Annotated in this window: 6 protein-coding genes; 2 read left to right on the top strand and 4 right to left on the bottom strand. The window is 40.9% G+C overall.

The annotated features are described in order from the left end of the window. The first annotated feature begins 149 nt into the window (after positions 1-149). Entirely contained in the window at positions 150-509 is a 360-nt protein-coding gene (locus tag V7266_RS19055; protein ID WP_335469939.1) for a response regulator transcription factor, read from the top strand. Positions 510-732: 223 nt separating this feature from the next. Here V7266_RS19055 and V7266_RS19060 read toward each other — a convergent pair whose 3' ends face one another. From V7266_RS19060 to V7266_RS19075, 4 genes are all read right to left on the bottom strand, one after another. After that, entirely contained in the window at positions 733-1,677 is a 945-nt protein-coding gene (locus V7266_RS19060; protein WP_335469940.1) for an ABC transporter permease, read from the bottom strand. Further along, positions 1,674-2,618: an ABC transporter ATP-binding protein gene (locus tag V7266_RS19065; protein ID WP_335469941.1), complete on the bottom strand. Its 945-nt coding sequence runs from the start codon at positions 2,616-2,618 to the stop codon at positions 1,674-1,676. Before V7266_RS19065 ends, V7266_RS19060 begins: the two co-directional genes overlap by 4 nt. A gap of 326 nt (positions 2,619-2,944) precedes the next feature. Then, positions 2,945-5,293, bottom strand: coding sequence for an endo-1,4-beta-xylanase (locus V7266_RS19070; protein WP_335469943.1), 2,349 nt, complete (start codon positions 5,291-5,293; stop codon positions 2,945-2,947). Between the two features lie 270 nt (positions 5,294-5,563). Further along, positions 5,564-7,942: an endo-1,4-beta-xylanase gene (locus tag V7266_RS19075; protein WP_335469945.1), complete on the bottom strand. Its 2,379-nt coding sequence runs from the start codon at positions 7,940-7,942 to the stop codon at positions 5,564-5,566. Positions 7,943-8,273: 331 nt separating this feature from the next. On the opposite strand from V7266_RS19075, the gene V7266_RS19080 reads away from it, so the two are divergent. Continuing rightward, on the top strand, positions 8,274-9,056 hold the full coding sequence (locus V7266_RS19080) for an AraC family transcriptional regulator (protein WP_335469946.1): 783 nt from the start codon (positions 8,274-8,276) through the stop codon (positions 9,054-9,056). The last annotated feature ends 88 nt before the right edge of the window (positions 9,057-9,144 follow it).

Raw genomic sequence — 9,144 nt, forward strand, 5'->3', positions numbered from 1 at the left:
ATTATTAATCTATTAATTAAATGTAACCTATAATTTGTTATTCGGAAAGGATTCTAACACAAAGGTATTAATATCGTTACTATCATATTGACTTACTCCTATGATAGAATTGCTAATATGTATAGTGTTTTCAGGGGGTTTTAGAGAAATTGAGGATTCTTGTTGTAGAAGACGAAATTCGCATAAGTAATTTATTACGAATATACTTGCAACGTGAAATGTTTCAAGTGGATGTGGTTGAAAACGGGAAAGATGGATTAGAGTGTGCATTAAAGGAAGATTACAACTTAATTATTTTAGATGTTTTAATGCCCGAAATAGACGGATATCAAGTACTTAAAGAAGTTAGAAAGATTAAAAAAACACCTGTCATTATGCTTTCTGCCAAATGTACCGAAGAGGACATAAAATATAGCAAGGATTTGGGGGCAAATCACTTTATAGCTAAACCTTTTAGTCCTGGTGATGTGGTTACAAAGGTAAAAGATTTATTATCACTAGACTGTTAAAAAGTAATCATTAACGAGTAAATAGTTGTATGGAAAGCGTCAAATATTCCCCAACGTAAAGTAGATGGGGATTATTTGACGCTTACTTCATTTCTATTAAAAAAATTGTTCTATTAGCATGCATGTATTTAAACAAAAAAACTGATGTGGATAAATTCCACTATCAGTTCTTTTTGCTATCTAAATAGAGGAGCATTATTTCTCCAATTCCATGTTGTATCTCTTATATACTAATATCCCGCCTCTGGAAAAACACAAAAGTCAGAATCATAAATACGACATAATACACCGCCAAGATTGCTAGTGAGATCGGTAGTGTAATGTCCCCCAAAATCTTATCCTGCAACGCATAAACAGTTAAATCGAGATGCGGAAAAATTAAAAATTTCGCCCATTCGTACTTTTCTGCAAGAAACACTATTAAGCCGCCGAGGGTGGAAGAGATAAACAGAACAAAGATACCTATTCCCACCGCCAATGCCTGACTTTTAAATAAAGTAGAGAGCATAAAGGCAATGGCCGTGATAACCAACAAACTTGGAAGGTAGTAGGCAATCTTAAGGAAGAACTGCGGTCCGACTTCTGCCTCCTTCTGCCCGTTTATCGCCATTTCAAAGATTTTCGATGTAAAGTCCCCACTACCAAATGTAATCAAACCAACAAGATATCCAGCAGTAATTAATGTCGCTACAAGAATAAGTGAGTAGATAATTAAGGAAAGATATTTGGATAGTAGAATCGCCCACCTTTGATGTGGTCTGATTAACAGCTGCTTAATGGTTCCATCTGCAAATTCAGAAGACACACTGGCACTACAGACAATCACCGCCAGCAACGTCACTAAAGTCGTCATCCCAAATACAACATTATTCATAAAATGCCAGTTACTGACGGCAGTTGGATTAACGTTTTCATCCAGATATTTCTGCTTTTGTTCAATTTCACTTTTAATAAACTGTTTTTCTGTATCTGGCGCCGTTTTTTCATTCTGCTGCAACTCAGCTATCTGTGCCTTCATACTAGACTGCCAATTCGGATCGGGTTCAGCTGATACTTTATTGTAGATAATTCCCGCCACAATGACTGCAAGTACTATGATGATAAGATAAATCCAACTCGACTTTTTTTGAAACAATTTCATCAGCTCATTACGAATTAAGGCCATCATTGCATGACACCTCCAATCTCTTTTACCTCTTTGTTGGTTATTTCCAAAAAGCGGTCTTCCAGCGAAACGGTTACCCTGCTGATGCCAAAGACATCGATATCCTTTGAGATTAATAGCTTATTTATAGTACTAATCGCAGCTTTTTCTACATCCACGGAGAATTGGTCGTCTGCAAACAACTTGATTTCGGAATCAGCAAATTGTTCTTTCAGCACATCTGCCGCTTTTTGACTGCTGCTTACCTCAAAAATGACTTCTGTTTTTTCGTCTTCCTCCATCGTTTCCTTCATGGAGGAAATATGTATTAATTTACCTTTTTCAATAATGGCAAAGCGATCACACATCAGCTGCATTTCAGCTAAAAGATGGGAAGAGACCAGAACGGAGATTCCTTCTTTTGCAAGGGAATGCAAGTAATCTCTAAATTCTCTAATTCCTTGAGGATCCAATCCATTTGTAGGCTCATCGAGAATCAGCAGTGACGGGTTATGTAACAATGCCTGGGCCACTCCCAGCCTTTGTCTCATTCCAAGTGAATAGGTCCTCACCTTTTGGTAAATGGCATCTTCTAATTTTACTAATCTAGCCACTTCCATAATCCGCTCATCTGACACCTTTTTAATAGCCATATTAGCATAATGCTTTAAATTCTTGTAGCCACTCATATACTTGTAAAATTCCGGATTTTCCACAATGGCCCCAATTTCACTCATAGTTGCTTTAAATTGTCCATCAAGGTTATGGCCATTTACGGTAACCTCTCCACCTGTCCGTTTGATCAAGCTGACAATCATACGGATAATGGTTGTTTTCCCCGCACCATTTGGACCGAGTAGACCAAAGATTTCCCCTTTTTTCACACTGAAACTGACATCATCTACGATCTTCTTTTTGCCGATGACCTTTGTTAACGATCTTACTTCTAAAGTATTTACCCCCATACTTACCTCCTCTTACTTATAAAAATGAAACTCTGCAACCTCTATAAAAGATTGTCTACCATTATGTACGAAAAAGGAACCAAAAAGTTCCAATTTAACAATAAATTAATAGTTCGGATAATTCAGACATAAGAGGCTTAGGTACAATAAAAAAACGAGATGGCTGCAACCATCCCGTCTTTATAATAATTACCCATTAGTTAGGGAACGTTGATTCATGGATCTACAGCTAACTCGAATTCATTAATAGAAAAATGCGTAATGTTAAATGGGAAAGGAGCCCTATTGCTGAGACTCCTCTCACGATCCATAACGAGATTTGGTGATTACATATTCGTTATGATTACCTCACCTGCACTAATGGTAATTAGTCTTATTTTTCCCGAATTGTTCCAGATGGCTTTCGTTTTTATCTTGCTCGTTCCGTCTGCTGTTGCAAATTCGAGAGTTTTGTCAACATTTTTGAATCGCTCCGCAGGCACTATGAACTTGATACCGGTCACATTCCTGTCGTCGCTTAAATCAATCGATACTGTCTGCGAATCGATATTGAGCAGGGCATCGAGCTGTTTCGCATTTGGGGTGAATACGGCATTGCCGATATCGTCGAGAGTGTAGTTGAGATTTGTTCCGTTAACGGCAACTTTGAAGTTGTTGTCGATAATTGTCAGTGGAACAGCCTGCGAAGCATGCAGGGTGGAACCCTTGAAAGCATCAACAACAACACTATATTGTCCGGCTGCAGGAGCATGCGGAATCGAGATCTTTGCGGTCCCGTTGACAATTTGGAACTCATCGCTGCATTTTACTCCATTCTTGGCTAAGTAAGCAACAACCTTGTAGTTGCCGAGATCAGCAGCAGCTGCGTTAACCATGATGTTGGCATGTAGACCAGCAATGAGTGAATTAGTGTCTGGCGTTGAGACAGACAGGTCATACAGTGAACGAGGCGCGAGCCCTTGTTTCACCAGATATCCGCTCGGATCGAGAACAGCATAGTAATCTTGTTTTGGAGCGTACATGGTGTCGAACAATACAGGGCTGGATGTATTGCGCCAACTCTGAGAGTCAGCTTTGCCCCAAATGGTTACACGTTGGATGTGATCAGCATACGCTTTGTAAATTTCAAACAGGTGAGCATAGTAGTTTGCCTGGGTTACTTGCTGCTCCTGAGTAAGTGTCGTTGAAGCTTGTCCGTCGTTAGATCTGTAGCCTGCATCTAGTTCCGACACACTGATCTTCACTCCAGCCTGTATGAAGCGTTGGATAGAAGCTTCAACCTGGGACGGGTCCGGTCCAGCTGTATTATAATGAGACTGCATGCCTACACCTTCAATAAGCTTGCGGCTTGGGTCCGTGTTGCGCGAGTCAGTAAGCCATTTTGCATTAATATCTTCAACCATCTGCCCCATTGCTTCACGCTTCCAGGCGTCGGTTTCGTTATAGTCGTTGTAGTAAAGAGTCGCGTTCGGGTCAGCCTGACGAGCAAAAACAAATGCGTCGTAAATAAAGTCTGAACCGCTTTCGCCTTTGGTTGTGTCAGCACCGTTCGCATATGCCATATACCAAGGAGATTTTCTTGCTACTGCTTTCCAATCCGTGATTGGGAGAGAGCCACCGTCAAGAGCTTCGTTGACAACGTCCCAAGAAATAACTTTACCCTTGAAATGTCCAGCGACATTGCTGATATAGTCCTGCAAGTTCTGGCGGGCTTCACTGCGTGTAAGCGGTGTGCCGTCCGTATTCTTGTTCAGCCAATTCGGTGATTGGTCGTGCCATACTAATGTATGACCGTGAACTTGGATGCCGTTCTCCTGAGCCCAAGCGATAATCGAATCAGCGCCCGAATAGTTGTAAACTCCCTTCGCAGAGCTTATCGAAAGCGGCTTCATGGCGTTTTCAGGGGTCGTAACGTTATAGTAGGACTTGTACATGTTGGTTGTTTTGCTATCAAGCTGGGTTGGCTCGATGACATTACCGAACAGGAAGCTGCTCTTGTAAGTGTCAGCCAGTGATGGAATGTTCAGGTTCCATGTCGGGACTGGTTGAGGATCGCCAATCTGGCTGATTTCAATATGATCAATATACCAAACGTCGGGATGGTTCGCCGCATTATTGGTAACAAAGCGGAAGTCAACACTCGTAAGGTTCTCCGTCATGACAGGAGTGTTAATGTCGACTGTCTTCCATGTGTCCATCGCGATTGTTCCAGGATTTGCAGGAAGTTTGTACTGGTTGACGGCATACGCTCCATTTAACACTACCCCAGGTCCGGTAATCGTGGATTTGCCCTGGTTATCTGCTGAAGGAACATAGAACGATACTTTAATTTTGTAAACATAGCCAGCCGGAAGGGACTGAGGTAGTGCCAGATGAATAGCGTTGTTGGCAGCAGTGTAGTCCGTACCGATATGTGTGCCTTTAAGCACGTAATCATCACCGGCGCCAATGCCGCTTCCTCTCTGCCAAGCAACCTGGGATGCTGATGCCGAGGTAAACAAGGATTGTTCCGTAGCTTGATCCGTTGGGTTGAAGTCATATGTATACATCGTTTTGACATCGGTGCTGGCGGCATATGCCGGGGCAATTGTCGAAATCGTATAGAGCGATCCGGATATCATTATCGTCGCAGTTAGCAGCGAAACTCTGCGTTTGATACTAAACTTCTTGTTCATAAGATACCTCCTATTTTAATAAAATAGTAACGCCAGCCTAATCTTCAGATTTCCTTGTTTAGTGATTATATCAACTGCAATTTTGTTTCTATACCCATCAAACTATATGTTTTTCTTATTTTTCTAAAGGTGATGACAGATTACAAGAATGGTATTTTATTGGTTCTACCACAGTTGTAAATGAAGAAATTAAGTTTATTTACCGTTATGTTCTAATTTTTTTAAGTAATAAAAGCAGTGATATTACACGTATCACTGCTTTTAACTTTTTTAATGACTGGAGTTGTCGTGTTTCACGGTAATCGTTTGAGCGGTAACAGTAGAATTTCCCACATTGTCAGTCACCTTATAGGTTACGGTATAAATCCGGTCTCCACTGCCGCTTCTCTCAGCACGGACCAGAAAATTTGTATCCAATGTACCGAAATCAGCTCCTTGAATATCTTGGGTCGTATTTCCATCACCAATCCCATTATCGGACTGATTGCTGACAATAGAGTCCAGCTGCACAGAGGCAACGCCTGATAATGAGTCATTTGCATTGACAGTCGCCGTTATTGGAACCATCTGATGATTTCGATCCGTGATGACGGATGGATTGAATGAAAAGGCTAAAGTTGGTGCGGTTTTGTCAATCTTCACTTCCACCGATTTTGTTACTTCCGTATTCCCGGCTTTATCCACGCTCCGATAGTAAACCGTATTCACACCTTCAGTGGTGACTTGAATTCCATTTGTATCAGGGACCCACTCGCCATTGTTAATCTTATATTCGGTTTTCGCAACACCTGAATTTTCATCAGTAGCTGATAATTGTACCGAAACGTCTTGATTGGTCCAATTCGTTGGGACACCGCTTGCTGTAGTTACTGGAGCCTCACTATCTATACCCTCTGGCCAATTAACAACAAGTTTATCGGGCTCTCCGTTCGTTCCAACTTTTTCCACCTTAATCCAGTTGATTGTGAAGGCGTTACCACCTCCGCCGCCACGAATAGCGATGTTACCAATCAGACCATCAGCAGGTTGTGAACCATCTAATTTTATTTCAGTCGTTAAGGTGTAGCTTCCCATATTCACCATACCACTGTTGAAATACGCAGGTAAATACTTAGCCACTTGGTTAGCAGAATACGGGTGGCTGTTTACGTTCGCTCCATCAGCACTAGTATAACTACCATTTGAATTATCTTTTAACCAACGTACACGAATAGAGGTTGTCCCTTTTGCGGTGTAGTTAAAACTTAAACGGTAGGTTGCATCTTTTTCAGGAGTGAAAGCTACTTTGCCGCCGTCATCTGTTGTGGACCATGGCCACTGGGTTGCGTCGTTACCTAGGATGATATTTGCACCAGACCAATTGTCTCCTTTTCCAGTATCATACACATAGACACCGTCGATTTGCTTTTGCTCTTCTTTTTCCGGTTCAATGTAATCATGGGTTGCAAGAAACTCGGCAGGATATAGAATACCCAGCAATGCTTGTTTGGCCCGTCCTTCATAGTTATACGGCATAGCAAACTCGCCGCCTTTCCAGCCTGTGAATACATCTCTCACGCCAGCGAGTTTCACTGTGTCGATAACCTTTGGATTGCCAGTAGTATTGGCTGGACCTGCAGCATACTTTCGATAGATTTGGAATAATTCAGCATATTTCATACCCTGATTATTTTCATTTTCAGGAGTAAGTTCACCGGGTGGTAAAGCAATGTCCATCTCGGTAATGTTAACCTTGACCCCTGGGAGTGTCGCAAACAGTTTGATGTTTTCCTCAACGTTTTTTACATTAGTAGAGAGGTTGTAGTGTGCCTGCATACCAATCACTTCAATCAAAGGTTTACCATTTGGCCGTACACCTGCATACTTTTCATTAATAGCTTTTACCATCTCATAAACAACACGAGCTTTGGCCGGGGAATCAAGACCAAAATCGTTGTAGATTAGTTTGACATCCCATCCATTTCTGTCAACAACTTCGGCTGCTTTCAAGAAGGCACGCTCTACCCATTCCGAGCCTAGCGCCATATACCAGCCTTCCCCTTTGGCTAAGGACGCTTTCCAATCGCCAGGAATTGAGTTTCCAATAGCCTCGTTTACAACATCAATAGCTTTAATGTGGCTGCCATAGTGGCCGAGTACATTTTCAATATGAGTATTGAGGTTTTCTAGAGCCGTTTCTCGATCGAATGTACCTGGCTGACCGTATCTAGCTGGTGGTGCATCCCACATCCACGTAGGTGTCTGTGAATGCCACGCTAAAGTATGTCCGTAGAAAAGCATATCTGGGTTTCTATCAGAATAGGTTTTCATCGCATTATCAGCACTAGTGTAGGTAAAAATGCCTTTTTCATTTTGAGTACTCTCAGGTTTCATCTCATTACCCGGTGTATAAGAAGCGTAATTGTAAAGCGTTTCCTCCATCGCCCCTTTACCAAAGATACCAAAGGAGAAGTAATCTTTATAGACATCCTTTAGAGCTGGGTAATTTTCGTAGGTTAGTCCTGCGGGAGGTAAGTCGGTGGTGGCCGCGTCGGCATTTATTGAACCGCTATTTAAGACTGGAGCCACCAGCAGTACTGATAGTGATAGAGACAAGGCCCCCATAGCGGCTCTATTAATCAGTCGTTTAAAAGATCGTTTATTTTCCATGAATATTTCCTCCAAGAAGAATATTTCCCCTTTTTTTGTGAATGTGGTTTTCTATGTTCATTCCCATTGGTGTTAAAAATCCTTGTTAAGCGCTTTCTTTTTCTAGTAAATTGAAATTTATGTTTCATTCTACCTATTCATTGCAGAATCATTATTTGTCGTCCCATCACCTCCTTTACGTTGAATACTGCTACAGACAGTACCAAAAGCTCATTTTTTTCAAATTCCATTGTCCCATGATCTTAAAGGATTTCCTTGATAATATGAACCTGTAATTTTACTTCTTGATAATATAGCCCCATTCTATTAAGTTAATAAAGGGGGTGTACACATGGATATGGAAATGCTTCAAAACTTGGTTCCGCATATTCTTCTTTTTGTTGATAGACGTTGTTTTCCCGATTGGGAAATTATTAACAAAAAAATTGGCTTCCAGGACCTGACTTTCGTTGTAGCAGGGAAATCCAATTATTTCATTAATGGAGTAAAATACACTGTCGAGCCCGGAGACGTCATATACATACCTGAGGGCAGTGTTCGCGAAGCACATACATTCTACGAAAATCCAATGCATTCTTTCGCTTTTAATTTCAATTGGACACCGGAGGGCAGTCCTATCGCTCTGCCATTGGAGCCCGTGACGAAAAATGTCATTACGAGTGAGATTAGAAGTTATATCAAACAATTCACACAGGTATGGATGAGTAAGCAGCCGGGATATATCATGCAAGCTAGAGCTCTATTTATGCTGATTATCCATAAGCTTCTATTGATTTCCTCTAAAAAGTCGTCTTATATACAAACAGATTTAAGAGTGAAAAAAGTGTTGGATTATGTTAATGAGCACTACCCATTTAAACTTGAATTGTCTGAAATAGCCACGCTCTTCAATCTTCATCCGGTTTATTTCGGTAAGCTTTTTAAAGAAAATACCGGTTACACGTTCAAAGAATATTTGAATTTAATTCGTTGCAATAATGCTGAGATGTTGTTGTCCACAGGTGGATTTTCTGTAACTGAAGTTGCTGAACGGTGCGGATTCAATGATGTCTCCTATTTTAGCAATGTGTTTAAATTGATTAAGGGCTATCCTCCATCAAATGTTTCCAAATAATTGATCTCATAAGCGAACTTTTCCTTCATTTAAATTTATCAGGTTTAAAAATAAAATCTTTTTCAGAGTAAATAGCATTATGTTGAAT

The sequence above is a fragment of the Neobacillus drentensis genome (assembly GCF_036965645.1).
Lineage (GTDB): Bacteria > Bacillota > Bacilli > Bacillales > Cytobacillaceae > Neobacillus > Neobacillus drentensis_D.

Excerpts from the sequence above, each read along its gene's own strand:
- V7266_RS19060 (WP_335469940.1), bottom strand. The coding sequence starts at position 1,677 with ATGATGGCCTTAATTCGTAATGAGCTGATGAAATTGTTTCAAAAAAAG.
- V7266_RS19065 (WP_335469941.1), bottom strand. The coding sequence starts at position 2,618 with ATGGGGGTAAATACTTTAGAAGTAAGATCGTTAACAAAGGTCATCGGC.
- V7266_RS19070 (WP_335469943.1), bottom strand. The coding sequence starts at position 5,293 with ATGAACAAGAAGTTTAGTATCAAACGCAGAGTTTCGCTGCTAACTGCG.
- V7266_RS19075 (WP_335469945.1), bottom strand. The coding sequence starts at position 7,942 with ATGGAAAATAAACGATCTTTTAAACGACTGATTAATAGAGCCGCTATG.
- V7266_RS19080 (WP_335469946.1), top strand. The coding sequence starts at position 8,274 with ATGGATATGGAAATGCTTCAAAACTTGGTTCCGCATATTCTTCTTTTT.